Here is a 26,151-nt window from a genome sequence, read left to right on the forward strand (position 1 = left end):
ATTATTGTAACGAAACTTACCAATAGTGATGTTTGTTAGGTTTTGGGGCATTCTTGGCGCAATTGTAGTGGCAATTTGTGGATATTCGCGTAGCTTAATAGTGATAAATAAGCACGATGAGGCTGATAGATGAAAGTTGGTAAGCACGATACAAAACTGCTCAAGCTCGCGATGGAGATTGGCATGGGATACGCGCAAAAGCGTGGTTTTGATGATTTTGGTAAAGGCATTTCGCCAAAAGATAAAGTCGAATGTATTTATCGATTATTGGTTCAAGACAACTTAATCCAACCCTTAGCCGAAGATAAAGATGATGGTCCAAATCGCAAACATAAATTGATATTGTGGATTAGTAAGCAGCTGCCTAAAGAGCATGAATTGTTAAACTAATCAGTGTCCCTATGCGGAGGGTGTGTTAACACTTTGGCGCGCAAAGACTAAGCCTAAATGAAATATTGATTTCGCTTAGGCTTTTTTATGTCAATTTTTAGTCGCTATTTGTTGAACTGGATGCAGAGTTAGCGCGACTCAATTTCGACAATTTTTAAACTTATCAACTGCTTTTGCCATTGCTGCTTATTAACACCTTCTACCCATATAGTATCACTTTGGCGATGCTGACCATTACGTAGGTAAGTTTCTGGCATCCTGGGAATAGCTTCCCACGCTTGTAGGTTTTCTTGTTTGATCAGTTCACCTTGGTCGTTATAAAAGCTGGCTTCAACTTCAACCAGGGTGACATGCTCGTTACTGGTGCTGTCAAAATCAAACACTAAGCCGACGTTATCATCCTTCCATTTTGTGTCTACAAGGGTGATTTTAATGCCATCTTTGGCCGTGCTGCCTAACAGTTCTGGTTGTGCTAATGCCGCTGCCGTTAAGCGTGTGGTTGATACCTGAGTATTAATTGCTGCGGCAGTGGGCATGGTAACCGTTGGTGCTGCAACAGGTGTGGTCACTGCTGCTATTGACGCTGCAGATGCAATGGTAGGCTGTGTTACTACGTTTGCTTGCTTTGTGATGCCTGCTTTAGCGGCTTGCACTGGTTGACTGACGGTTTCGGTAATGATGTATTCCCAGGTAAAGTCATCTTTTAGGCGAACATTAGCGCCATTGTCTAAAGTGATGACTGCAACATCGGCGGCCATTGCTGCAGGGGCAAGCACCAACAATAGGGTCGATGCGATAACATTAAGCTTGGTTTTCATCTGTTCATCCTGATTGAAAATCTTTAATTAATTCTACTTGTTTTCATTGGGTAAATGGAACGTTTTTTAAAGACCGACTGTTACTATCATATCGACTTATACTGACATTGATAATAGGCCTTGTTGTGGTACCTATCGGTGTTCATGCTTGAACAAGCTAGAAAAAAAGCTAATTACATTAGCGATCGCTGAAGGTGACGTAGCTCGTAAAATACAACATTGGTCTTAAAAATGGGTTTTGCTTTACGGTGTAAAGAGTAAACTCATTTATAACATGTAAACTTTATACATGAATAATATTTGAGGAGTAGAGTTATGTTTTGTGTGCAATGTGAGCAAACCATTAGAACACCAGAAGGTAATGGCTGTAGTTACTCGCAAGGAATGTGCGGCAAGTTGGCGTCGACGTCTGATATTCAAGACTTATTAATTTATATGCTGCAAGGCGTGTCTGCTTACGCAATTAAAGCCCGCGAGTTCGGCATTGTAGACAACGACATTGATGTCTTTGTTCCTAAGGCCTTTTTTGCCACACTCACTAACGTAAACTTTGACGATGAACGGTTAATTGATTATGCCTATCAGGCTCAAACCTATCGTGACCAATTAAAAGCCGCTTATATAGCTGCTTGTAAAGACAAAGGCATAGAGCCTGAAATAGTCAGCGCCCAAGGTGAGATATTACTTGGTGCATCTAAGCCTGAAATTTTAGCTCAAGCGCCAATAGCACTGCCTAATCGTGGTGACGTGCATGAAGATATTCTTGGCTTACGCTTATTATGCTTATACGGCTTAAAAGGCGCGGCTGCTTATATGGAGCATGCTCGCGTATTAGACCAAACTGATGTTGATGTGGCTGCTGAGTTCCATAAAATCATGGCATTTTTAGGTGAAGACTCAGTTGATGCTGACAAGTTATTTGCTACCTCAATGGAAATTGGCCAATTAAACTATCGCATTATGGCGATGTTAGATTTAGGCGAAACCACCTCATTTGGCCACCCTGAGCCAACGCAAGTGAATACAAAATCTGTTAAAGGCAAGGCGATTTTAGTGTCTGGCCACGACATGAAAGATTTAGAGCTTATTTTGCAACAAACCGAAGGCAAGGGCATTAATGTCTTTACTCACGGCGAAATGTTACCGGCTCTGGCTTACCCAGCCTTTAAAAAGTACCCGCATTTAGTCGGTAACTACGGCGGCGCTTGGCAGAATCAGCAAAAAGAATTTGCCACTTTCCCTGGTGCAGTGGTGATGACCTCAAACTGTATTATCGACCCTACTGTGGGTGAATACTCTGACCGTATTTATACTCGTAGTATTGTCGGTTGGCCTGGTGTGACCCATGTTGAAGGTGATGACTTTAGCGAAGTGATTAATAAAGCACTCGCGCTTGAAGGCTTTATCTATGATGAAATCCCCCACATGATCACCATTGGTTTTGCTCGCAATGCATTAATGGCTGCAGCACCAACAGTGGTTGAAAACGTTAAGAATGGTTCTATTAAGCACTTCTTCTTAATTGGTGGTTGTGATGGCGACAAATTAGAGCGCAATTACTTTACAGACTTAGCTAAGTCTGTGCCTGATGATTCAATTATTTTGACCTTAGGTTGCGGTAAGTACAAATTCAATAAACTGGAATTTGGCGACATTAACGGTGTGCCACGCTTGCTAGATATTGGCCAGTGTAATGATGCATATTCTGCTATTCAGTTGGCGTTAGCGTTAAAGGACATTTTTGAATGTGACCTTAACGACTTACCGTTAAGCATAGTGTTGTCGTGGTTTGAGCAAAAAGCGATTGTAGTGTTGTTAACCTTGTTGTCTCTTGGGGTGAAAAACATTCGTACTGGCCCAAGTGCACCAGGATTCTTAACCGAAAACCTAGCAAACATTTTAGAGCAACAGTTTGGTTTACGCACCACTATCGATGTTGAAACAGACTTAAAAGCCATGATCAACGTGGCGTAATCTTGTTATAACAATAGTGCATCTAAGCCCAGCTTATTTGCACTATTGCGATTAATGGCACTATGGGATTATCCATATTGCCACCTCTCTTTTTTACTGCGTTAAAGGCATCAAAATGAGTAGTACTCCCTCCGTTGGTTTTTCATTTTCACAAGCGCTTTCTGCCCAAACGGCTAAAAAGGTTACCCCAGTTAGTGATGCTCCACCTGTGGTTGAACCTGCTGTACTGGCAACTCCGAAAGCACTTTTGGCTGCCGATAACTGGCAACGAGGTGAAGTACAGCTTTGCTGTGTTGAAAAATGGAATGAAACCCACGATGTGGTCAGTTTTCGCTTTCAGGGACTTACACCGGTTAAATTTAATTTTAAACCGGGACAGTTTATTACCTTTAAATTAGCGATTAATGGCGACAAGGTTTACCGCAGTTACACTATTTCATCGTCACCTTCACGACCATTTTCATTAGTTGTCACGATTAAAAAAATCACTGGTGGCGTGGTGTCTAATTACTTAACTGAGTCGCTGAACGTAGGCGATGAAGTGACTGTTACTGGCCCTGATGGGATATTTAACTTAGTCGATATTGAGGCCGATAAGTACTTATTTTTAAGTGCCGGTTGCGGCGTGACGCCAATGCATTCTATGTCGCGCTGGCTTTGCGATACCACCACCGACAGCGATATTGCCTTTGTACACAGTGCCAAAACGGTTGATGACATTATGTTTGCCAATTCAATGGCGTCGATGGCATCACGAAGCCCAAAATTCAATCTTAATTATATGCTTAAGTCGGATGACAATAGCCAAATTCTCATTGATAAACATGAGGATACAGGCTTTGGTATTGGTCGATTAAACTTAGCAAGCCTAATCAAATTAGTACCAGATTATCAGCAGCGTACCGTATTTGTGTGTGGTCCTGAATCTTATATGAGCGACGTGAAATTAATGCTTGAAGCTGCCGAATTTGATATGAGCCAGTTCAATCAAGAAAGCTTTGGTGCAAGTAGTGCTATGGGGTTGAAAGCCGCGATGGAAAGTAATCCATCTACCGAGCAGTTTATGTTGAGCATTGGCGATAAACAGATCCCATTAACGGGCAATCAAACGCTATTAGATGGTATTGAGTCTGCAAAGTTACCGATTATTGCTGCTTGTCGTTCTGGCGTATGCGGGGCGTGTAAATGTCAGGTTGTTTCGGGCACCACTGAGTCGTCTAGTAAGATGGCATTAACGGCTGAAGAAATTGCGGCAGGTTTTGTGTTGGCATGTTCGACCAAAATAACCTCAAATGTGCGCTTACAAATGTAATGGGTATGATCCAAGGGTGCGTCAGTTGACGTATCCGCCCTTAATGATGGTACATACTCTAATCCTGCTTTGTGTCCTAACTGGCGAAGGTTAAAACAGTGGTGTCATTGAGGGAATGAGGTATTGCTGGGCAAAAGCATTGGCATCTACCGGTTTTCCCAGATAATAACCCTGCCATATATTGGCTCCTTGCTTGGCAACAAAATCGGCTTGAAATTGATTTTCGACCCCTTCTGCCACTAATGACAACTGTAAGTTATTGGCCATGGCGATAATGGTGTTCACCAACTGTCGGCTCTGTTCTGAGGTTTCAAGATTGTGAATAAAACTGCGATCAATTTTAATTGAGTTAAAAGGGTAATACTGCAAATAACTGAGTGATGAATAGCCAGTACCAAAATCATCTAACGACAAACGGATCCCCTTCCGATGTAACTTGCTCAGTACTTCTTGGGCATATGCGGCATCATGTATTAACGCATTTTCTGTTAGCTCAATCTCAAGCAAATGGCCGGGTATTTTGTATAACTCAAGCAAGTTAACAATTTTATCGACCAAGTAGCTGTCTTTGAGTTGTACTGGAGACAAATTGATCGCCAGATAAAAATCTTGATTGTATATTTCGCGCCAATAAGCTAACTGTTTCAGAGCGCTTCTTAATACAAAATAACCGATTTCAATGATTTGCCCTGAATGTTCTGCAATTTCAATAAAGTCGACCGGTGAAACTTGGCCTAAAATTGGGTTATGCCATCTTATAAGTACTTCGGCGCCGACAACACTTTGGCTTTGGGTGTTTACAAAAGGTTGATAATGCAATGACAACTCATCGCGCTGCAGTGCCGCCCTTAATAATGATTCCATTTTTATACGACTAGACAGTTCAGATTCCATTTTTGGGTTAAAAAACTTATAGCTATTGTTATTACCCATTTCACAATTTGATAGCGCGGCGCTGGATTTTCTTGATAGGTCCATAAATCCACTACCATCATTGGGGTAAAATGCGACTCCCATTGCTGTGGTAATGGAGAGTGATAATTCATCAACATAAATATCTTGGCTAAATTGCTGACATAAGCGGCTGCAAAAAACCGCCATCTTGTTGGCATACTGCTGTTTTTTGGTCGGGATAATGATGCAGAATGTGGTTTCACTGAAAATGGCAAGATAGGTACTATTATTAGTAAAGAGTTGCAGTTTTTGGACAACGGTATTGCGCACTTTGTCACTTATGTCATAACCAAATCCGTCTTGAATTCTCTTTAGGTTAGTGATGCTGAAATGAATTATCGAAATACTAGTCAACTCATTTTTTGCAATAAGTTTGTTAAACACTTTTTCGAGCTGGTTAAATTTAGGCAAACCAGTGACGGAGTCGAAACGTTGCTGGATATCTAATAGTTTTTCCGCCGCGATGCGTGAATCGATTTCTTGCATTAAATCGCTGTTAAGCTTCTCTAATTCAAAGGTGCGCTGTGCAATACTGGTTTCTAAATGTAAATTGGCTTGTGCAAGTTTTTCCTTTTGCGCTAACATTTCTAGATTACCTTCAATACAGCGACGAAAACACTCCATCAACATCATAAGGTCGCCTGAGTAACTATTTGCTTTTATGTCTAGCATGCAAATGGTGCCAAAAGGCTCCCCATCGGGCCAATTGAGGGGTAAGCCATAATAAGACATCATACCTACTGCAAGCGCAGGGTTTGTGCACCATTTGGGATCTTCTAGGGCATTTTCGACATGTAATTTAGTTTGTTGAACAATCACTGATTCGCAATATAAACCATGACCCAGCGAGTCCTTCATCCCAGCCGCAAATGGACTGTTAGTATTATTGTTGGCAACAAAGACTTCTAATTCATGAGTATGAAGTTTCATGATTAATGATGCTGGCACTTTAGCGACCTTGGCGATGAGGTCTACTGTGGTTTGCCAAGACGTTAGCATTTCTGCTGGTATCGCAATAGTGTTGTTTTTCAACATCGTATTATCCCTACTTTCATTGTCTTGTTACTCAATAAACAGACCGTTTGTATATTAAAAAACGTTAACAGCTTGCCATTTTGTAAGGTGCGCACATTCGAGTTAATCACTAACAGCTATATTGTTAGCTCTATATATACCTATATAAAGGTATATAAAGGTATATAAAGGTATATAAACCTATATATTATTTTAATCACATATCAACATGCTATTACATAATGTGAGGCCATGAATGAAGGGGAAATACTGATCAGGTAATTTCTAAAGAGTCCATTCTGTTGCTACATAACAGGTCTAGCAATGTTAAGTGCAGTAGTTGCTCTTCTTCCATGAATCTCATATCGCTCTTTTACACCGTACGCTTACACAGCACTCTTACAACCTAAGATAAATGCTCTATAACAGTGTTAGTCATAAATATCGTTTGTACGCTTCAATCTATACGGTTTTTATTTAACTTTAACGCTCAATCAGCGACAGGATAAATAGATAAAAACCACTTTGATAACCGACTATTACCCCGAGCTGGGGTTATTTATCAGCTTACTCAAATAAGTTGTGTTATGCAAACATTAATTAAACTTATATTAGGTGATCCGAATTCACTCTGTGGCAGAGCGAATACGGATATACAACTGAGTCGTCAGCGAGCCGTTAAATCTGTCCTCGATCGAGTATAGGCGGGTTAAGGGGTTGTTGTGACATTTATGTTGTTTAATTTATTTAGTTAACATTTCATGGAACAATAATTTTCATGTTCTTTGTTATAACGGCTTATATCATCACCAGCTTAGGCCATTTTATAAAGTGGATTTGTTTGTGGGAGGCTAGCTTGGGACAAAAATAAGCCAGCAGCACCGAGTGTGTTCTGATGGCAAAGCCGGTTATCCTCTTGCGGCTTGCGATCTTTTTTAGTGACTAGATTTAGTACTTAGATTTAGTACTTAGATTTAGAGCTTAGCGTTAGTACTTAGATAAGTACTCGTTAGTTGCCGTTCAATAACATGACATAACGATTAAAAGTAAATTCATCTCGTTGGAATTGAGAATGAAATGTCATGCCTAACTTAGTGGCCACGTTGATCGAGCCGCTATTGGCATCAACAACATCGGCATAAACAAGGTCTAGTGACATGTGCTCTTTAGCGTATGCAATGCAGGCGAGATTGGCTTCTGTGGCTAAGCCAATACCCCAGTAGTCAGGGTGTAGGCGATAACCAATATCGATGGCATTAATACGAGTTTCATTTTTAAAACCGCAAAAACCAATCACAGTATTGGTTTCTTTAAATACCACAGCCCAACGGCCAAAACCGTATTGCTGATATTCAACTAACCAAATATTGGCAATGATATTTTCGGCGTCGGTTAATGTTGTGCACATTCCTGCGTCACCGGTATAGAGGCTGACTTGTTCTGGAGTATTGAAGTGTAATACGGCTGGCGCGTCATCAAGGGTAAATTGTCGAATAATTAGCCTGGGTGTTTCAGTAATGACTGTCATTGGTTTCCCTTACTATTATTTTTATGTCCGCAATGACTTAATCACTATGCCACTACAAACCTTATCCCTTAATTGGCTTGGGGTTAACGAAAACCCATTATAAAGTAGCTTAAGCTTATGCTAGATTAACATACTCAATTCCCGACAATTAAGAATAATAATATGACCTGCTTACGTGTTGCATATCCCTTATTGGCGTTAGTGTTTTCAGTTTCGTTGTTGTCATTTACGGTTAGCGCGAGCGATCTTGATCTCTCTGTAACTAAAGCATTACCTAAACTGGAGCAGCTTTATTTACACCTTCATCAACACCCTGAGTTGTCATATCAAGAAAAAGCCACTAGCCAACGCATGGCGCAAGAACTGAAACAATTAGGATTTGAGGTGACTGCTAATTTTGGCGGTTATGGTGTGGTCGGCATCGTTAAAAATGGTAAAGGACCAGTGGTGATGATCCGTGCTGATATTGATGGATTGCCTATTATTGAGCAAACCGGTAAACAATATGCCTCAACGGTTACCACGCAAGATGCGAACAATAATACGGTTGGGATTATGCATGGTTGTGGCCACGATATTCACATGACCAGTTTAATTGGCACTGCACAACAATTAATGCTTCACAAAGCTGATTGGCAAGGCACGTTAATGATGGTGGCTCAACCTGCAGAAGAGGTTGGCGGCGGCGCCAAAGCCATGCTCAAACAGGGTTTGTTTAGCCAATTCCCGACACCAGACAGCATTATTGGTTTGCATGTGAGTGCGTCAATCCCAGCGGGTAAAGTAGGTACCGTAAGTGGTTATGCCTTGGCGAATGTTGATTCGGTTGATATTACCATTAAGGGTAAAGGTGGCCATGGGGCTTATCCGCACGCCACCATCGATCCGGTAGTACTTGCTGCGCGCACCGTACTTGCACTGCAAACTATTGTGAGCCGCGAGGTGTCGCCGTTAGAGCCTAATGTGGTGACTGTGGGCTCGATTCATGGAGGCTCAAAACACAATATTATTTCCGATGAAGTGAAGCTTCAGCTGACCTTGCGCTCGTATAATCCTAAGGTGCGTGAGCAGCAAATGGCGGCGATTAAACGTATTACTACAGGTATTGCATTGAGCGCAGGCTTAGCAGATGAGTTAATGCCTGTGGTGTATGTGCATGATGATGAAACCATTCCGTCAACCTATAATCATCCAGCGTTAGCCGCTAAGGTTAAAGCCAGTATCGAAGCCGAATTAGGCAGCGATAATGTACTGGTGGCGCCACCGGTAATGGCTGGCGAAGATTTTGGTTTATATGGACTGACACCAGAGAAACGCCCTATTACTTTATTTTGGCTTGGCGCGGTAGAACCTAGCCAGTATCAAGCAAGTGTTGAGTCGGGCGATACCTTGCCGTCTTTGCATTCTAGCCAGTTTGCGCCAGATTATCCGTTAACCATCCGAACAGGCGTTCGGGCAATGACGCGCACCGCGATGGATTTATTTAATCAGCCCGCCCAATAAGTGGAAAATGTAAAGGGCAGGGATTTCATTCAAGGATAAGCGTAATAGCCGCCTTCGGTACTATAGAATATACTGGCGGCTATTCTCATTTTTGGAACATGGCAGTATATGATTATCTTTAGCACCAACCTTGGCGATTTTACCGTAGAGCTTGAAATGGAACGTGCACCGGTTTCTTCAAAAAACTTTCTAAAATACTGCCAAGACGGTTTTTATCAAGGCACTATTTTTCATCGGGTTATTAAAGGTTTTATGGTGCAGGGTGGTGGCTTAACCGCCAAAATGACAGAAAAACCAACTCGCGACCCTATTGCCAATGAAGCCAATAAAGGCTTGAAAAACGTGTTGGGCACGTTAGCCATGGCGCGAACGGATTCGCCGCATTCTGCTACTGGGCAGTTTTTTATTAATGTCGCTGACAATGATTTTCTAGACCACGTTGCGACAACTAATGCAGGGTGGGGTTATGCGGTGTTTGCTAAAGTGACCGCGGGTATGGATGTTATCCAACAAATGGAGCGGGTTAACACCACGACTATTGCGGGCCATGATGATGTGCCGCGTGAGCCGATTGTGGTTGAGAAAGTAACGATAATTGACGAGAAACCCGTTGCTTAAGCGCGGTGGTTTAAAGGGTTTGGTTTAAATGCTTGTTTAACTGCTTGTTTAAATGTGTTGTTCAGCATTTGTCTTTTAAGCCTTGCGGCTTAGGTGTGCTAATTCAAGCGCGCGTTTTTGTCAGCTTAACAACAGCCATAAAAAAAGGTTCGACATCACTGTCGAACCTTTTTTGATCTGCTATTAATTTAATGTGCTATTTAGCAATAGCACAGAGATATAGCACAGAGGTTCAGATTAAAGCGTGTAGCGAAGACCGATGGCGATACCGTCATCTTCAGACACTTCCATTCTGGCTTGTTGTACTTTGTCTGCACTGGTAAAGTCACTGAAGTCACTACGAGTTTCAATGTATATCACCGTTTGAGGGTCAAATAAATAGTGCAAACCTACTACCACAAATTGGCGCTTAAAGACGTCGTTAGGGTCTGCATTGTAGTTAGGTTGGATCACATAGTTAGATCCCGCATCCAGTACGTTGTATGACACAAAAGCACGAATGTCATTATCGAACTTGTATGAGAACAATGACTCAAGACCCACAGCGTCGTTAATTAACCGGCCGATGTTGTCGGTGTCGTGATTTTCGTTTTTATTCACGTTGGCAGCGGCATAAAAACCGTTTTGATCAAAGTTGCCCCACGTGATCCCCATACCGTAAATAAGATCAACCGCAGTGGATGAGCCACCATCAGCAAAGTTCACATCAAACTCACCCCGGTTAACCCCAGCGGTTAACACTAACTTGTCGGTTGCTTGGTAAGTGACAGCACCGCCATAAGTATAATTGAATTCAACTTGTTGTGCTGCCGTTGAGCCAGAGTCCCACAATTCTTCACAGGCACTTTCGGTAATGTTTTCGACATCACAGGTATAAAAAGCAGAGTTTTTTAACTGGGCTTGCACTGCAAAACTGACGTCGCCAAAGCTGTTGCGATACTGAACTGTTTTGTCGCCACGACCGACACCATTTACGGCGCCGTCATCTTTGTTATAAGTGTAAACACCAGCAGTGTTACCGTCCCACACAAAACCATAGTTTGTGCTATAAACCACGTCATACCAAGCACCCCATTGCTTGCCAATTGTGATGCTACCGTAGGTGTCATGTGCGATACCGACATAACCTAAACGGTTATAAAAAAACTCTTCTTGGATTGATTCAAAGCGATTGTTGTAAACAATGTCTGTGCTACCTACCGGATTTACACCCCATTCAAGCAAGGCGTAGGCTTTCCAGTCATTTTGTAGCTGACGATTAAAACCAAAATTAATGCGTGAAGCACCGTTAACAACTTCTGTTTCACCTTGAGTATTGATCACGCGCGCATCGATAAAGCCGCCAATTTTAACCGCATTGACATCATCTTTATAAATTTCGATTGCCGACGCTGAGGGTGCGATAAGAATGGTTGAAATTAATGCTGCAATTAATGTTCTGTTCATTTTAATCTCTTGTCTTGTTGTTTGAGTAAGCACAGCTTAGTCCGTTAAGATATCTTTCCATTAAGACGACGGAGAATATCAAACCTATGAGTGACTCACAAAGTGAAATATGCTCAAAAAAGGCGATATATCTCTTAAAATACATTGTTCAATGACTTAGCAAAATTGAGTGTTAACACTGGGTTGTAGTATGGTTAATAATTGTAAGGAGATGTTATATTGCGGTTGCTTATGCATTTAATATGAATTTTTATTTGCTTTATAACTAGTGTGTTTTTTAAGCGTTTATTTGATGTAGATCGCGACTTTATTTCACCAATGGCATACGCTTAATTTAGCACTGTTATCGATTTTATCGGGGGCGACATTATGGACATGACTTTGCAGTTTCACGGCGCAACTCAAGAGGTCACTGGATCTTGCCATTTACTCACAGTCAAAGGGCAGCAAGTGCTGCTTGATTGTGGATTAATTCAAGGGAGTAAAGCTGACTGGTTACGTAATCACGATCCTTTTCCATTCAAAGCGCAAGATATCCATGCTGTGGTATTAAGCCATGCACATATTGATCATTCCGGTCGTCTACCTTATCTGATTAATCAGGGGTTTACTGGGCCTATTTATACTCAAAAAGCCACCGCGCAGTTATGTGATGTGATGTTGCGTGACGCGGCTATGCTGCAAGAAAGAGACACCGACAGACAAAATAAAAAACGTGCAAAACATGATTTAGAACCGCTCGAGCCGCTATTTACCGAGGAGGATGTTGAGCAAGTTATGGCGCAGTTTGTGATGGTAGATTACGGTCAACGCGTCCAGGTTGCCGATGGGGTAGAGGTTTGTTTGTCCGATGCGGGACATATTCTGGGTTCTGCGGTGGTTGAGTTGTGGTTAGGCAATAAACCTCAACAGAAAAAACTGGTTTTTAGTGGTGATTTAGGTCGTGCAGGTATGCCGGTTTTGGATGACCCAACGTTTATTGAACAAGCTGATTTAGTGCTAATGGAAAGTACTTACGGCGATAGGTTGCATCGCAGTTGGCAAGATACCTTGGTTGAACTGAAATCAATTTTCAAACGAACTATTCATGAAAGTAGGGGCAATATTTTGATCCCAGCATTTTCGGTGGGACGTGCTCAAGAGCTTCTTTATCTATTTCATTTATATGCCAAAGAGTGGGACTTATCACGTTGGCGTATTTGTTTAGACAGTCCAATGGCGATAAAAGCAACCGAGGTATATGTTAACAATTATCCATTGATGGACGATGACTTTAAGCGTTTTACCCGCTTATCTTCTGGGCAACATCCCTTGTTATCCAGTGCTGAATTTGTCTGTAGCACTGAAGAGTCGATAGAGCTGAACGATATTCATAAAGGATTAATCATTATTGCGGGCAGTGGTATGTGTAATGGCGGCCGCATTCGTAATCATTTTGTGCATAACCTATGGCGTAAAGAAGCCGATATTATTATTTGTGGTTTTCAGGCAATGGGAACGCCAGGCCGAATACTCGTCGACGGTGCTGAAGAACTGACGATTCATGGCCAGAGTATTAAGGTTGCTGCAAGTATCCATACGGTAGGTGGGTTATCAGCCCATGCCGACCAAGCCGAGTTATTGTCTTGGTATCGCCATTTTGAGCAATCTCCCGCAGTGATATTGGTACATGGTGAACTAGAAGCACAGCAAGTATTGATTGAAGCGCTTAATCAAGACAGTGCCAATAAACCGAAAAATAGCGCCATTGCTGAGCGAGGAGATTGCCTAGACTTAAACGCTTTACCTGAGTTCGTGTGGCTGAATAAGGCAAGTGGATCAAAAACTTAATTCAAATAAATGTGTTATGAGGTGAACGATTGCTTAGCCTGCGGGCTAAGCATCAATTTCGTGTTGCAGCTTTTCGATGTCATCTAAAATGCGCATAAATTTTTGCCCAAATTCGGTCACTTGGTATTCCACTCTGGGTGGAATTTCAGGGTAATTAATTTTATTCAAAATGCCAAATTCGATGTTTTTCTTCAAACATTGATTAAGCACTTTAGTGCTGAGTCCTTCTACTGACTTTACCATTTCACCGGGACGGTTAATGTTATTGGCTAATAACTGATACACAGTTAAAGACCATTTACAGCCGTAAATGGTTTCGACCATACGGGCACTTTTTTCTGGGGCAGATTTTCGAGGGAATATTTTTTCTTTTGTATTCATCAATATGTACCTAAAAGTACCTATGTCACCGATTTGTACTTACTATTCAATCGGATAGTTTACCCATAAGCTTAACACACTTACTCTTACATTAGGTGTGAACACATGACGAATTTACCCCAAGAAACAGCGCTAATTATTGGCGGCACAAGTGGTATTGGCTTTGAAACAGCAAAGCAATTAGTGGCTCAAGGTATCGATACTATTATTGTTGGTAACAAAGTCGATAAGCTCAATACCGCAGTGGCGCAACTCTCATCATTAGGCAGTGTAAGCGGGCTTCAAGCTAATTTATATGACTCACAAGACCTTGCCCGTTTGATCAATATGATCAACTCAACAGACAAGAAGATTGCTTATTTGGTTAACGCAGCAGGGTCTTTTAATCCTAAGCCATTTTTAGACCATCAAGTAAGTGATTACGATACTTACATGGATCTTAACAAAGCGATTTTTGTTATTTCGCAAGCGGTTAGCAACAACATGATTAAATATGGCGGTGGCAGCATTGTGAATATTGGCTCTATGTGGGCTAAACAAGCCATTAAAGCCACCCCATCAAGTGCCTATTCTATGGCTAAAGCGGGTTTGCATGCCTTAATGCAACACATGGCAATGGAACTGGCAGAGCACCATATTCGAGTTAATGCGGTATCACCCGCCGTGGTGAGTACACCTATTTATGAAGCCTTTATTGAACCTGAAGATATGGCTAGTGTGCTTGGAAGCTTCAATGCATTTCATCCTATCGGCCGAGTGGGTAGTCCGGCCGATGTCGCTAATAGCATAGTGTTTTTGCTATCAGAGCAAGCATCTTGGGTCACGGGCGCCGTATGGGATGTTGATGGCGGCGTGATGGCAGGACGTAATTAATCTACACCTGTTCACCGCAACACCGCGAGCCATGGTATTGACGGTTTAACCATTGCTCAAATAATACAACAGGGTGTTTAACATCGGCTGCTTAGGGGGCGATCCGCTAAGGCGCTGTTTGAGGTATTTTTGTTTGAGGGGTTCTGTTTGGGGCGATCTTCGTCGCCCGGTCTTATCAGTCGGCCTATTTTGAGCGCCATTAGATTAAATCACACTTAATAAGCGTTAATATTTCATTCTATAAATAGGCGTGACACGTTAAGCTATGCACAAAATAAGAGATGTGAGTGGCGTGATGAAGTTAGTCAACATAAATAAGAGCCAATATCGTTCGGCCAACAATTTAGTGCAGATAGGATTGCTGGCGACATTAGCCATTTTGTCGCTGATATTTGGTCAGTTGCTGATCTACTTTTTCGGTGTGAAACCATTACCAGGTGCAGAGTCGACCGGTAATTTTCATTTGAATTTAACCGGGGTTATTTTGGCATTGATGGTGTGCAGTTTATTGGTGCGAAACCTACGTCAAAAACCGAAGTTTTATGAAGTGTATTATGTGTGGCAATTGAAACAGCTACAGAATAAAATTTTTCGTAAACTAAAATCGATTCAACAAGCCGCGAAAGATAATAATCGCGATGCATTGCTGATACTGTGTTTTTATTATCAAAGCTTAGCGTTAGTTTATAATTTAGATAACAACACCTTAACCATGTCAAACGTGAACAATGAGTTAGATAAACTCCAAAAGTCTATTGACGCTGCTGGTTTTTCTATTGATGTGGATGAGTTTACTCCCGAAATGCTAAAAGACTTTTAGATCTATCATCTGCTGATAACCTTTTTTGCTGGCTCGACAGCTTGATTTTTTCAGTAGATGCCATCAATTCTTACCTTAAATAAGGAGCCATGATGTCAATATTGGCAGATATTCCTTTCTCATTACTTGAACTCGCGCCGATGCGTGAAGATTCCACTGTGTCAGAGACCTTACAAGACAGTTTACGTTATGCCCAGTACGCCGAACGCCTTGATGTGAACCGTTTTTGGTTAGCCGAACACCACAATATGCCGGGCATTATTTGCTCTGCCACCTCAATTTTAATCGGTTACATTGCCGGTGGTACTGAGCGCATTCGTGTTGGTGCTGGTGGGATTATGTTACCTAACCATCCACCGCTCGTGGTGGCAGAGCAGTTTGGCACCTTGGCCAGTCTGTATCCTGGACGAATTGATTTAGGCTTAGGCCGTGCACCAGGCAGCGATCCGGTCACAAGTTTAGCGTTCAATCGTGATAACCAACGGGCAGAACATTTTCCTGATGAGGTGCGCGAGTTGCAATCGTTACTCGGCCCACATGAACTGCGTCAACACAGTAACGGCAAAGCGGTGCGAGCGATCCCTGGTGAAGACACCAATGTGCCTATTTGGTTATTAGGCTCTAGCTTATTCAGTGCGCAATTAGCGGCAGAGCGAGGCTTGCCTTATGTGTTTGCTGGCCACTTTGCGCCGCGTTTTCTGTCTGAAGCCCTTGCGCTTTATCGACGTAAATTTACTCCTTCAGCTGTGCTGGATAAACCTTATGTGATGGTCGGCCTGCCTTTAGTTGCCGCGCCAACCGATGCCGAGGCAGAGCATCTTAGCACTACCTCTAAACAGCGTATTTTAGCGTTAATTCGTGGCCAAGAAATGTGGCTTAAACCGCCAATAGACAGCATGAATGGCCTGTGGAGCGAGCAAGAAAAAAACTATGTTGATAGCTTTTTAAGTTTGTCTATCTGCGGCGGCCCAGTAACGATTAAGCATCAATTAGAGATGTTTGTAGAGCAATTTGGGGTAGATGAGTTGATGTTTACCAATGACTTGTATGACAGCGAGCACCGTTTACGCGCCTTAGATATTTTAATGAGCGTGAAGCAATAGCATACCCATTTGCTGCACAATTGCTTAGTTGATGGTGGCTAAAAGCATAAAAAAACCAAGACACATGTCTTGGTTTTTTTGTCTGTCAGATCTAAACTGGTCAGCTCAAAAAGGCTAAATAGCTTGACCATTTACAGTCAGTTTTACATCAATGTTGCCACGTACTGCGTTTGAGTATGGGCAAACTTGGTGAGCTGTTTTAACTAACTGTTCAGCTTCTGCTTGGTCCAGATCAAGTTCAACGGCTAGCGCAACTATTAATGCAAAACCACCACTATCATTGGCGCCTATACCCACAGTAGACGTGGTTGGAGCCGATTTGATCGCCACTTTAGTTTGACTCGCAACGTGCAGAATCGCGTTAGAAAAACACGCGGCATAACCTGCAGCAAATAACTGTTCTGGATTAGTAAACTCACCGCTGCCACCCATTTCTTTTGGGTAACTTAACTGTAAATCAACTTTTTTGTCGTCAGTAGAAACTTGGCCATTACGACCTGCTAGTGCTGTAGCTGAAGTTGTGTATAACGCTTTCATAATAGACCTCATAAAGTATGTTAAAAATATTGGTGGTAAAAATTCTGTTGATTGCTTTGGCTCATATCGACATCTTGTTGATGTTACTAAGTGATGATCATATCAAGTGATTAACGATATTAAGTTGCGCACAATCTAATTGTGTTTACTATAACGCGAGGATTTAACTTTTGCAACTACATTGTGCACAATTTAATTTTTTATTGTATCTACTTACCGTTATTTTATTGCCCCAATTCGTATCTGCACCTCGATATCAATATGATTAGTTTGTCATTATTTTGTCACCTTTATGTCATCATTTGCTTTCACAATAGCGTCTCATTAGATCCCTTAGGCAGTGCTAAGCATCGCCGTATAAACAGCTAACGATAAAAATAAGGATAGGCTATGAAACGGTTTGTGACTCGTCGTGATTTTCTGGCAATGTCAGCTAAAGGCGTAGGCGCGGTAGTCGTGTCGTATGGATTAATGGGCTGCAGTAGTGACGATGCTATTTCAGGGCAGTTTTTACAAGGTGTTGCCAGTGGCGATCCCGCAACCGATGCCGTCATTTTATGGACCCGGGTCACGCCCGATGTTGAAGGTGATATTACGGTTTCATGGCAAGTCGCCACCGACAGTAACTTTACTCAGCTAGTCACTAACGGCCAAATGGTGACGACTAAAGATCGTGACTATACCGTTAAAGTGGACGCGGTCGGTCTGGAGGCGGGTCAGCAGTATTTTTATCGTTTTACAGCCGGCGATACAGTGTCAGAAATTGGCCAAACGCGCACGTTACCCGAGGGCAGTGTTGCATCGGTAACATTAGCGGTAATGTCATGTGCTAATTTTCCCGCGGGTTACTTTAATGTATACGAAATGGCGGCGCAGCAAGATGATATAGATGCTGTGGTGCATTTGGGTGATTATTTATATGAGTATGCCCGCGGTGAATATGCCAGTGAGCATGCCATTGAGCTGGATCGTGAAGTGTTGCCAGCCGGCGAGCTATTTCTATTAGACGACTATCGGACTCGTTACAGTCAGTATCGTAGTGACGCCAGTTTACAAAAACTGCATGCCAAAGTGGCGTTCATTACCGTGTGGGACGACCATGAAGTGGCCAACGATACTTGGAAAGACGGTGCCGAAAATCATAACGATAGTGAAGGCGATTTTGATCAGCGCAAAGAGGCGGCACTGCAAGCTTACTTTGAATGGCTGCCAATTCGCCCATGGAGCGAAGGTAATCATGAGGAAATCTACCGAAGCTTTAATTTTGGTAATTTGGTTGATTTGCATATGCTCGATACTCGGGTATTGGCTCGCGATAAGCAGTTAGAATATAGCCAATACATTGATGCGACGACGGGGGCATTTAACAACGTAACCTTTCTAGCCGATGTGACCGATACCAACCGCACTATGCTAGGCCAGACACAATTATTGTGGTTACAGCAAACCTTATTGCAGTCTACTGCTAAGTGGCAAGTGTTGGGTCAACAAGTGTTAATGGGTAAAATGTTAATGCCAGCGGCTATTGCCACCCAACAAATGAGTATTCCGCAGTTTGCAGAGCTCGCCGGATTAGCGCAATTAGCCGGTCGCGCCCAAGCGGGCGACCCGACATTAACCACACAAGAGTTGGCTTACCTACAAGCTAATCAAGACAAATTAACCCCTGAGGTTATTGCACTGCTACAACTACCAGCCATTCCATACAACTTAGATGCTTGGGACGGTTATGCTTACGAGCGTGAAGTTATTTTAGCGACGGCAAAATCGTTAAATCATAACTTGGTGGTTATTGCCGGTGATACTCATAATGCATGGGCGAGTGATTTAACCGACAGTGGCGGGGAGATCGTGGGGATAGAATTTGCCACCAGTTCAGTATCGTCTCCTGGGCTGGAATACTATTTAGGATTGTCTGATGCTGAAATGCCAGCAACAGAAGCGGCGATCGTTGATTTGATCGCCGATCTTAACTACGCCAACTTAAAAGACCGCGGTTACTTGCTACTGACATTTACTCAAGATGAAGTGCGCAGTGATTGGCAATATGTAGACACGATTTTAAATAAGACGTTTGCTCCGTTAGATGGGCGTGGTTACAGTGCCACTAGCGCGGCGGGTAGCCCTAAAGTGATGCCCGTTTCGTCATAGGTAGTGTCATTTTAATCTACATTGGATGTAAAAAAGCCACCTTCAGGTGGCTTTTTTATTGCTAAAGCTGTTGGAAACAAGATCCGGATCGAGGTTAATTAATGGTCAGAGCGACAATTTTTAACGGATGATTATCATCAAATGACGGAAAATCTTCATAACAGTCGAGCCATTGATTATAAATAACTTTACGCCCTTGTTTTTCAACGCAGCGCACTAAACTGTCATACCATGCTTGGCGGTCCACTTTGGCGACATTATTACAGCATACTAAAGTGCCGCCGACTTTTGTCGCCAGAACAGCAGGTTTAAATAGGCCTTGGTAATCATTGACGAGATCGACAATACCGAAGGCACTTTTGGCAAAACGTGGCGGGTCTAAAAAGACTAAATCAAATTGTGTTGCGCGCAGCTTGGGGTATTTTGGCAGTTTTTGATTGCGACGTCCGCCTATCGGTAAACCCGCCAATTGGCGCAGCGCCGGAAAGGCATCACTTTGGACAAATTCACACACATCAGTGACATTGTTTAACTCGGCATTTGTTTGCCCAGCGGCCAATGCAAATGATGAAAAGTCGACATTCATCACTCTACGAGCGCCGCCCATAGCGGCGGCAATTCCAATCCCACAAGTGTATGAAAACAGGTTTAACACCGTCTTGCCTTGGCTATTATTACGAACATATTCGCGGCCAATACGCATGTCTAAAAATAATAATGGATCTTGACCTTCATGGCGCAGTTTTGACGTGAACAGAATGCCATTTTCTTGGATAACTTGGGTCGATTGCGCGTAGTCTTGGGCTTCATTTTCGGGATGATTTACCACCCGAGAATGACTGCCAGAGCGGTCGTTGTAAACAATATGGTAGTCAGCATGGGCGGTAAGTAGGCTTGATATGTCTTCAAGTTGCTGCGCGGATAATGTTTGATGAAAGGTTTGGATTAGCCATGCATCACCGTAACGATCGATATTCAGGCCATTCTCACCTTCAACAGTGCCATGGAAAACGCGATAACAATCAGTATTATTGTGGGCCGCTTGCTCAAAAAAAGTGGCTCGTTTGGCTAACGCATCGGCTAAAACAGCTTGAATGGACATGGGAGCTCGTTAAATGGAGTGGCAATTGGCGCGGATTATAGCAAACATTCCGATTTAGTGAAGTTGCGGCAGAGACTATTCATCTGGCAGATGCACTTTAAAGGTTTTGTTGGCAATGATTTTACCGTTTAGCTCTAGCGTCATTCGCCAGTTACCGACTTTATTGGTGATGGGTGCCCAAATACAATCACCCAGATAAAAGCGCCAATCGTTTTGTTTAATAAACACTTCACCATCGAATGGCGGACGAATATTGCCATTGTTATCAGTAATATCCGGGTGGTAAATACAGTAGGTTAGCACTTGATTTTTGGCTTTACGGATGCGAGTGATAAAGCCAAATTCGGTATCGATAATAGCGGGCACATGAACCGTTGCCTGTAACAAGCGTGGCAGGTCGTCGTTCTGATTGTCCCATTGACTGAATATGCCACTGTAAATAATGCTCACATCCGCTGTTAACTTACTCAAGCGCTATCCTTTTGTTGATTTAGCAACAATTGCGACCCAATTGTGTTCGACGTAAATACCCAATGAGGCGGATCAATGGCGATTAAATCGTCGTTATTAGTGTTGATCTGTTAAGTGTTTAATTGCCGCTTGCAACGCAAAGTCGTAGCCTTGGGCACCTAAGCCACAAATCACCCCTAGGGCTTTATCTGAAAAGTACGAATGGTGCCTAAATGGCTCACGGGCATGTACGTTAGATAAATGCACTTCAATAAACGGGATCGAGACACCGAGTATGGCATCACGCAAGGCGACACTGGTGTGGGTAAAAGCGGCAGGATTGATAATAATAAACTGCGCATCAGTCCCATGGATGGCATCAATCAGCTGGTACTCAGCATTAGACTGAATATGTTCCAGTTGAACCCCTGCTTGGACCGCACTTTTACTTAACGCTTCAACAATAGTGGTGAGCGTTTGGTGACCGTAATGTCCGGGTTCACGACGGCCGAGCAGGTTTAAATTGGGGCCGTTGATCAATAAAATTTTTGTTGTTTGGCTCATGACGGTTCCTGTAAAAATCGCAACGTAAGTCGATTTAATCTGCAGCATAAATAGGTTTTTAACAAGCATTCTTACCGAAGATGGTTATCAGGTAAACCAAAAAATGCTCAACTAGCGTGTAACCTTATTGATTGAGCGATGGCGGGCTCACTTTTTTATTAATAGTCAGATTTATTTTGGCGCATCGCTTTGGTGGCACCGCGTTGTTTTTTGGTTTCAATGCGTCGCGTTTGGCTGCCTTTTGTTGCTCTAGTCGGGATACGTTTTTTTTGAACAATACCAACACCTTTTACCAGCTCAATAAATTGTTCCAGTGCCGTTTGACGGTTAAAGTCTTGGCTGCGTGATTGCTGACATTTTATAATGACTTTGCCGCTTTTAGTAATGCGATGATCGGCTTTTTCAAGCAGCTTTTGTTGATAAAATTCGGGTAACGATGATGAGGCAATATCAAAGCTGAGTTGAGCGGCGGTCGACACTTTATTGATATGTTGGCCACCCGCACCACTTGAGCGGACAAAGTGCCATTCAATTTCATTGTCTTGCAATATGACTCGTTGAGTAATTTGTATCATTGGGTTGTGATAGCCCCCTTCATTGACTGTCGATAAACCTATCGTTGTGCTTAAATGTCGCTAAGGCATGAGTGTTGATGTTGGGTGATGTAGGTCTATTCTACCGCAGACGCGGAAAATTTTCAGAGTTGTCTTATGGTGATATCTGTGTTGATGTTTCAATGACCCGTTAGCCTTTAGCCGCGGGGGCGTTAACCCTTGGTCTTTAACTATGGGCTTTGAACTAAAAAGCCTGACTGGCCTCTGAGTTATTACATATTTAATGAAATGAATAGAATAGTTTTGCTATCATAAGCGCCATTGTCGCTTTACACGATAACATCACCGTATAAAGTCTGTTCTATGGCCTGATTATAAGGCTGGAGTTGCCGTTATGTTATGTCAAATCCCCGATATTACCAAGGGTGTCATTAGTTTATTTGTCAGCGGCCGTTTATCGGCCCAAGATTACCGAAGCCGTTTACAGCCCGCCATTAAGAGTTATCGTAAAGACTGGGATCAAGTGTGTCTTTACATTGAAGCGGATGTGTTATTAGAAGGCTGGGAATTTGCTTCATTAACCGGCAGTGGTGAAGTACAGTTACCTGCGTTTGATGCCTTAGTGTTTGTGGGCGGCCCTGATTGGGTCGGTAATGCTGTTAGGTTAATGGGGCCGTTTATGCAAGGTGAAGTCGCCTGGTTTCCATTAGAACGTAAACAAGATGCGGTTACTTGGATCACCAAACGATCGCAATGTTAGTATTGATGTTATTACTTTAGAACAGGATAGCTTATGTCATTATCAAAATTATTTGCCGTATCAAGTGCGTTATTGTTAACCCTTAGTTTAACGGCATGTGCACCAGAAGTCGGTAGCGAAGCATGGTGTAAGCAGATGAAAGAAAAACAAAGTGGTGATTGGACTGCCAATGAAGCAGCCGATTATGCCAAATACTGCGTCTTTAAATAAATTTATATCTGGTTTTATTTAAAACAGGGGCATTTGTTATTAAAATGCCCTATTTTAATTTTCAGTTTTTTGCAATAGTACTAAATTAATATAAAGAAAAATAATCCTTAAAGTATACACCCTCTCGAGATTTTCCTTTGTTAGCACTTGTACATAACCCTTCTAATTAATTTAATGTTCATCTTTAAATATGATAAGCAGTACATTCTGGCTATTTAAGCTATTTAAGCTATTTAAATGAATATTATTATTATTCTAATAACTTTTTGGTTGTTATTTATTGATTTTAATATTTTTAAGTAATATAAACACAAAAAATTGAATAAACATTGATCAGTTTGTTTGATATTTATTCTATTTTTTAGTGCCACCAAATTCATTGGATAATAAGTGATGTTAATGTGAGCCAAACCACTTCTCATTAATAATAATTAATGTATATTGAGCGAATCGCTAGAAACAAATCTCTGTTATATCTTTATGTATTTTAAAGGTTTATAAACTATTTAGGATGGAATTTATGAAGAAAGGACTCTTTGCGGCAACTGTCGCATGTGCAATATTATCTGGTTGCGTTAGTATCGAAAAAACCATTAATGATAGCATGAAGACTTTAACTAACGCATTTAGTACACCTCAAATTCCAGTATCTGAATTAAAACCAGCACGAGAATCTAGCGCAAAAAACATGAAGCGTATTGCGGTGATTCATGATCAACGCAGGCCTACGGGTGGTTCAATTCTAGAGACCAACCTTACCAACATTAAACTTAATAACTCCCCATACTTCACTTTAGTCGAGCGTTCTCAAATTGATGCTATTGTTAAAGAACAAAAGTTGAATGATGGCATATTAACTAATTCAGCGACTCGTATTAAATTAGGTAAGTTAACGGGTGCTGATACATTAATCAATGCAGGTTACTCTACTACAGTTGATTCATCTCGTTATTCAGAAAAAAGAAGTGAATGTACGGAAAAAGGTGATAATTGGTATAAGTGTAAAAAAAGTCGAAAATATACCGTTAGTTGTACCAAAAAAACTGCTGTTGTTATCTTGGAACCGAAAGCGGTTTCTGTAGAGTCTGGTCAAATTATATTTTCAAACCATTATAGCGAAATTGCTGAGAGTAAGGTGTGTAATGATTCTAACGATGCACAACCAACAGATGAAGAATTAGTTGGCAGAGCTTTGGCTCGAGTTACTCATGAATTAAAAATTGATTTAGCGCCATTTACATTAACAACTGATGTCGACCTTATGGATGACGACAATTCTGACATGCCTGATGATGCTGAAAAAATGTTTGATATGGGCATTGAATTTACACAAGAAGGTATGTATAAAAATGCCTGTCAAATGTTTGCTAAAGCACAAACTAAATATTCATCATCTATTGCAATCACCTATAACAATGCAGTTTGTGCAGAGTTTCTAGCGGATGTTGAAATGGCTGACGCTTTCTATTCTAAAGCAACAACTATGACTGATGAAATTGATGAATTGAAATTAGTTATGGAAGGTGAAACCCGTATTAAACAACGCTTAATTGATACGGAAGTGTTGAATAAGATAATCACAGAGCGTTTGTAATAATGGTTTCCTTTATTAATAAAGCACGACATCGTCGTGCTTTAAGTCTATCTATATTAACATTGGTTTTGGTTTGGCCGACGTCAGTAGTCGCTTGCAGCTGTGCTCAATATTATGCAGAACGCCCTCAGCCTGATTGGGTTACCTCCCAAACAGCTGATGGAATAACCTATATTGCAGCTGGGTCATCATTGTGTACGGGCCTCAAAAATTTAGATGAACGAAGAGTGGATAATGACGCTAGAGCGTCACTGACCAAAATGTTAAACACTTCGGTATCTACTCGCGAGAAAACATCTATTGGTGCAGTTGGTGATGCGGGTTACTCACGATATAAATCAAATACTGAATTAACAAGTGAACACATCTTAAAAAATGCCACTATTTTTGAGCGTTGGACTGATAATCAAAACTGTATTGTTTATGCAGGGATTATGTTAAAACAAGCTGATCTCGATAAAGGTAAAACTGAACAACTAGAGGCACAGCAACAGCAGTTGGTGGCCCAAAATGCTTGTGTTGAAAGTTCTGGTGAGAATCGAGTCCATGTTAAAGAATGGATGATTGAACGCTTGTTACAGCAAGGGTTCGCATTTAATCCAGACAAAACTTGTCAGGTAAAATATAGGCTTACGAGTAAGATTGTCAGTGCGCGTATCGATATGGTTAAAAATAATCTTATCGTTAAAGTGAGCAGAAATAATCAACCTATTTGGCATAAGACCTATTCAGGTAAAGCCATGAGTTACAGTCAAAGAAGCCGAAGTGAATTAACTCAATTAGCAATAAGCGACAGTTTAGATAGTTTCTTTGTTGATTTATCTTCGCTAAAACATAAAAAAATTACTCCATGACCAAGATGAAAAAAGCGGTAGCGCAGTTACTTACGGGTTCGACCATAGAAGAAGATGAAGGCCAAGTTGGTTTTTTTGCCAAAATGTCTCGTTTATTTATCTATATTGCATTTATTTTAATGGGGTTAGGTAATTGGTCTGATACTAAAGAGTTAATCACCGAAGGTTATCAAGGGTTTATTACTCATTTTACTGACAGAGTAGAACAAAAATCGCTTAATACCATCAGAGTGGGTAATTATCTAGCACATGTTGAAGCCAACATTGGTATGCCAACGATAATAAAAAGCTCAAGCATCAATAGCGCTTTAAAGTATCGATACTATAAACAAGATAAGTACTTACTAACTTTAATTACAGAGCAGCAAAGAGTCTCTGGCGTTGTGGTTCATAGTTTATTTAATGACAGCGTAATATTAGATCGCTTTGCGCCGCAAATCCCCTTTACGGACTTACATTTGCTAACCGATAGTATTGAATCAATTACGCAGCGAAGTAATGACTTTTTCTTTGATAGTAATAATTTAATTTACTTTATGACCACCACAGGTCTTGGTGCTGCTGGGATGCAGTTACAACTAACGGCTGGTTTTACAGAGTATGACGGACAACAAGATCATTTCAAATCTACTTTAGATGAATTAGGCCAGGTGTTGATGTTAGATGAAACTGAAAAGGTAGCACCGTTAGCTAAAAAACTCACAGTACAAGCCGCTAATTTTTATGCTGTATATGAGATAGATGAGCAAATTATTGCCGACAGTTTATTAACTCGCTATGAATTTAATGCTTATTTCAAGGATTGATGTTT

At 41.6% G+C, this 26,151-nt stretch carries 25 protein-coding genes; 15 read left to right on the top strand and 10 right to left on the bottom strand.

Features of this window, described 5'->3' with window-relative positions; all coding sequences use genetic code 11:
- Positions 1-129 precede the first annotated feature (129 nt).
- Complete coding sequence (locus EGC80_RS07125) at positions 130-390, top strand: DUF5062 family protein (RefSeq protein ID WP_101033932.1); 261 nt, start codon at positions 130-132, stop codon at positions 388-390.
- Between the two features lie 128 nt (positions 391-518).
- Here EGC80_RS07125 and EGC80_RS07130 read toward each other — a convergent pair whose 3' ends face one another.
- Entirely contained in the window at positions 519-1,208 is a 690-nt protein-coding gene (locus tag EGC80_RS07130) for a DUF3157 family protein (RefSeq protein WP_124012598.1), read from the bottom strand.
- A gap of 315 nt (positions 1,209-1,523) precedes the next feature.
- Here EGC80_RS07130 and hcp point away from each other — a divergent pair, with 315 nt between their 5' ends.
- A complete protein-coding gene (hcp, locus tag EGC80_RS07135) occupies positions 1,524-3,182 on the top strand; it encodes a hydroxylamine reductase (protein ID WP_124012597.1) in 1,659 nt (552 codons plus the stop codon).
- 115 nt (positions 3,183-3,297) lie between these two features.
- A complete protein-coding gene (locus EGC80_RS07140; RefSeq protein ID WP_124012596.1) occupies positions 3,298-4,494 on the top strand; it encodes a hybrid-cluster NAD(P)-dependent oxidoreductase in 1,197 nt (398 codons plus the stop codon).
- Between the two features lie 90 nt (positions 4,495-4,584).
- On the opposite strand, the gene EGC80_RS07145 is transcribed toward EGC80_RS07140, so the two are convergent.
- Positions 4,585-6,483, bottom strand: coding sequence for a sensor domain-containing phosphodiesterase (locus EGC80_RS07145; protein WP_124012595.1), 1,899 nt, complete (start codon positions 6,481-6,483; stop codon positions 4,585-4,587).
- A gap of 988 nt (positions 6,484-7,471) precedes the next feature.
- Complete coding sequence (locus EGC80_RS07150; protein WP_124012594.1) at positions 7,472-7,990, bottom strand: GNAT family N-acetyltransferase; 519 nt, start codon at positions 7,988-7,990, stop codon at positions 7,472-7,474.
- Positions 7,991-8,152: 162 nt separating this feature from the next.
- Here EGC80_RS07150 and EGC80_RS07155 point away from each other — a divergent pair, with 162 nt between their 5' ends.
- Both EGC80_RS07155 and EGC80_RS07160 read left to right on the top strand, forming a co-directional pair.
- Positions 8,153-9,493 (top strand): M20 metallopeptidase family protein, encoded by a 1,341-nt coding sequence (locus EGC80_RS07155; protein ID WP_124012593.1) that lies wholly within the window; start codon positions 8,153-8,155, stop codon positions 9,491-9,493.
- A gap of 108 nt (positions 9,494-9,601) precedes the next feature.
- Complete coding sequence (locus EGC80_RS07160) at positions 9,602-10,111, top strand: peptidylprolyl isomerase (protein WP_124012592.1); 510 nt, start codon at positions 9,602-9,604, stop codon at positions 10,109-10,111.
- A gap of 237 nt (positions 10,112-10,348) precedes the next feature.
- Here the strand turns inward: EGC80_RS07160 and EGC80_RS07165 are convergent, their stop codons facing one another.
- The gene (locus tag EGC80_RS07165) at positions 10,349-11,557 is read right to left on the bottom strand and encodes a porin (RefSeq protein ID WP_124012591.1); all 1,209 of its coding nucleotides are present in this window, start codon (positions 11,555-11,557) and stop codon (positions 10,349-10,351) included.
- Positions 11,558-11,926: 369 nt separating this feature from the next.
- Between EGC80_RS07165 and EGC80_RS07170 the strand changes: the two genes are divergently transcribed.
- Complete coding sequence (locus EGC80_RS07170; RefSeq protein WP_124012590.1) at positions 11,927-13,387, top strand: MBL fold metallo-hydrolase RNA specificity domain-containing protein; 1,461 nt, start codon at positions 11,927-11,929, stop codon at positions 13,385-13,387.
- Positions 13,388-13,432: 45 nt separating this feature from the next.
- Here EGC80_RS07170 and EGC80_RS07175 read toward each other — a convergent pair whose 3' ends face one another.
- Entirely contained in the window at positions 13,433-13,768 is a 336-nt protein-coding gene (locus tag EGC80_RS07175; RefSeq protein ID WP_101033942.1) for a winged helix-turn-helix transcriptional regulator, read from the bottom strand.
- Between the two features lie 105 nt (positions 13,769-13,873).
- On the opposite strand from EGC80_RS07175, the gene EGC80_RS07180 reads away from it, so the two are divergent.
- The 3 genes from EGC80_RS07180 (at position 13,874) to EGC80_RS07190 (ending at position 16,564) form a co-directional block, all read left to right on the top strand.
- Positions 13,874-14,641: an SDR family NAD(P)-dependent oxidoreductase gene (locus EGC80_RS07180; protein WP_124012589.1), complete on the top strand. Its 768-nt coding sequence runs from the start codon at positions 13,874-13,876 to the stop codon at positions 14,639-14,641.
- Between the two features lie 295 nt (positions 14,642-14,936).
- On the top strand, positions 14,937-15,461 hold the full coding sequence (locus EGC80_RS07185; protein WP_101033944.1) for a DUF3087 domain-containing protein: 525 nt from the start codon (positions 14,937-14,939) through the stop codon (positions 15,459-15,461).
- A 92-nt stretch (positions 15,462-15,553) separates the two neighbouring features.
- Complete coding sequence (locus tag EGC80_RS07190; protein ID WP_124012692.1) at positions 15,554-16,564, top strand: LLM class flavin-dependent oxidoreductase; 1,011 nt, start codon at positions 15,554-15,556, stop codon at positions 16,562-16,564.
- A gap of 114 nt (positions 16,565-16,678) precedes the next feature.
- Here the strand turns inward: EGC80_RS07190 and EGC80_RS07195 are convergent, their stop codons facing one another.
- Positions 16,679-17,101 (bottom strand): organic hydroperoxide resistance protein, encoded by a 423-nt coding sequence (locus tag EGC80_RS07195; RefSeq protein ID WP_124012588.1) that lies wholly within the window; start codon positions 17,099-17,101, stop codon positions 16,679-16,681.
- Positions 17,102-17,491: 390 nt separating this feature from the next.
- Here EGC80_RS07195 and EGC80_RS07200 point away from each other — a divergent pair, with 390 nt between their 5' ends.
- Positions 17,492-19,252, top strand: a complete 1,761-nt coding sequence (locus EGC80_RS07200; protein WP_124012587.1) for an alkaline phosphatase D family protein — start codon at positions 17,492-17,494, stop codon at positions 19,250-19,252.
- A 94-nt stretch (positions 19,253-19,346) separates the two neighbouring features.
- Here the strand turns inward: EGC80_RS07200 and EGC80_RS07205 are convergent, their stop codons facing one another.
- From EGC80_RS07205 to arfB, 4 genes are all read right to left on the bottom strand, one after another.
- Positions 19,347-20,354 (bottom strand): class I SAM-dependent rRNA methyltransferase, encoded by a 1,008-nt coding sequence (locus EGC80_RS07205; RefSeq protein WP_124012586.1) that lies wholly within the window; start codon positions 20,352-20,354, stop codon positions 19,347-19,349.
- Between the two features lie 75 nt (positions 20,355-20,429).
- Positions 20,430-20,825: a DUF3859 domain-containing protein gene (locus EGC80_RS07210; RefSeq protein WP_124012585.1), complete on the bottom strand. Its 396-nt coding sequence runs from the start codon at positions 20,823-20,825 to the stop codon at positions 20,430-20,432.
- Positions 20,826-20,921: 96 nt separating this feature from the next.
- Complete coding sequence (aroQ, locus tag EGC80_RS07215) at positions 20,922-21,368, bottom strand: type II 3-dehydroquinate dehydratase (RefSeq protein ID WP_101033950.1); 447 nt, start codon at positions 21,366-21,368, stop codon at positions 20,922-20,924.
- Positions 21,369-21,526: 158 nt separating this feature from the next.
- Positions 21,527-21,943, bottom strand: coding sequence for an alternative ribosome rescue aminoacyl-tRNA hydrolase ArfB (arfB, locus tag EGC80_RS07220; protein WP_101033951.1), 417 nt, complete (start codon positions 21,941-21,943; stop codon positions 21,527-21,529).
- Between the two features lie 373 nt (positions 21,944-22,316).
- Here arfB and EGC80_RS07225 point away from each other — a divergent pair, with 373 nt between their 5' ends.
- The 5 genes from EGC80_RS07225 (at position 22,317) to EGC80_RS07245 (ending at position 26,146) form a co-directional block, all read left to right on the top strand.
- The gene (locus EGC80_RS07225) at positions 22,317-22,682 is read left to right on the top strand and encodes a SpoIIAA family protein (protein WP_101033952.1); all 366 of its coding nucleotides are present in this window, start codon (positions 22,317-22,319) and stop codon (positions 22,680-22,682) included.
- Positions 22,683-22,715: 33 nt separating this feature from the next.
- Positions 22,716-22,892 (top strand): DUF3012 domain-containing protein, encoded by a 177-nt coding sequence (locus EGC80_RS07230; protein ID WP_124012584.1) that lies wholly within the window; start codon positions 22,716-22,718, stop codon positions 22,890-22,892.
- Between the two features lie 520 nt (positions 22,893-23,412).
- The gene (locus tag EGC80_RS07235) at positions 23,413-24,486 is read left to right on the top strand and encodes a CsgG/HfaB family protein (RefSeq protein ID WP_124012583.1); all 1,074 of its coding nucleotides are present in this window, start codon (positions 23,413-23,415) and stop codon (positions 24,484-24,486) included.
- A 227-nt stretch (positions 24,487-24,713) separates the two neighbouring features.
- Positions 24,714-25,340 carry a hypothetical protein gene (locus EGC80_RS07240; protein ID WP_124012582.1) on the top strand — a complete coding sequence of 209 codons (627 nt, stop codon included), beginning with the start codon at positions 24,714-24,716 and terminating at the stop codon, positions 25,338-25,340.
- The gene (locus tag EGC80_RS07245) at positions 25,337-26,146 is read left to right on the top strand and encodes an ETEC_3214 domain-containing protein (protein WP_124693464.1); all 810 of its coding nucleotides are present in this window, start codon (positions 25,337-25,339) and stop codon (positions 26,144-26,146) included. The genes EGC80_RS07240 and EGC80_RS07245 overlap by 4 nt, the downstream gene beginning before the upstream one ends.
- The last annotated feature ends 5 nt before the right edge of the window (positions 26,147-26,151 follow it).

The organism is Shewanella psychromarinicola (assembly GCF_003855155.1).
Classification (GTDB): Bacteria; Pseudomonadota; Gammaproteobacteria; order Enterobacterales; family Shewanellaceae; genus Shewanella; species Shewanella psychromarinicola.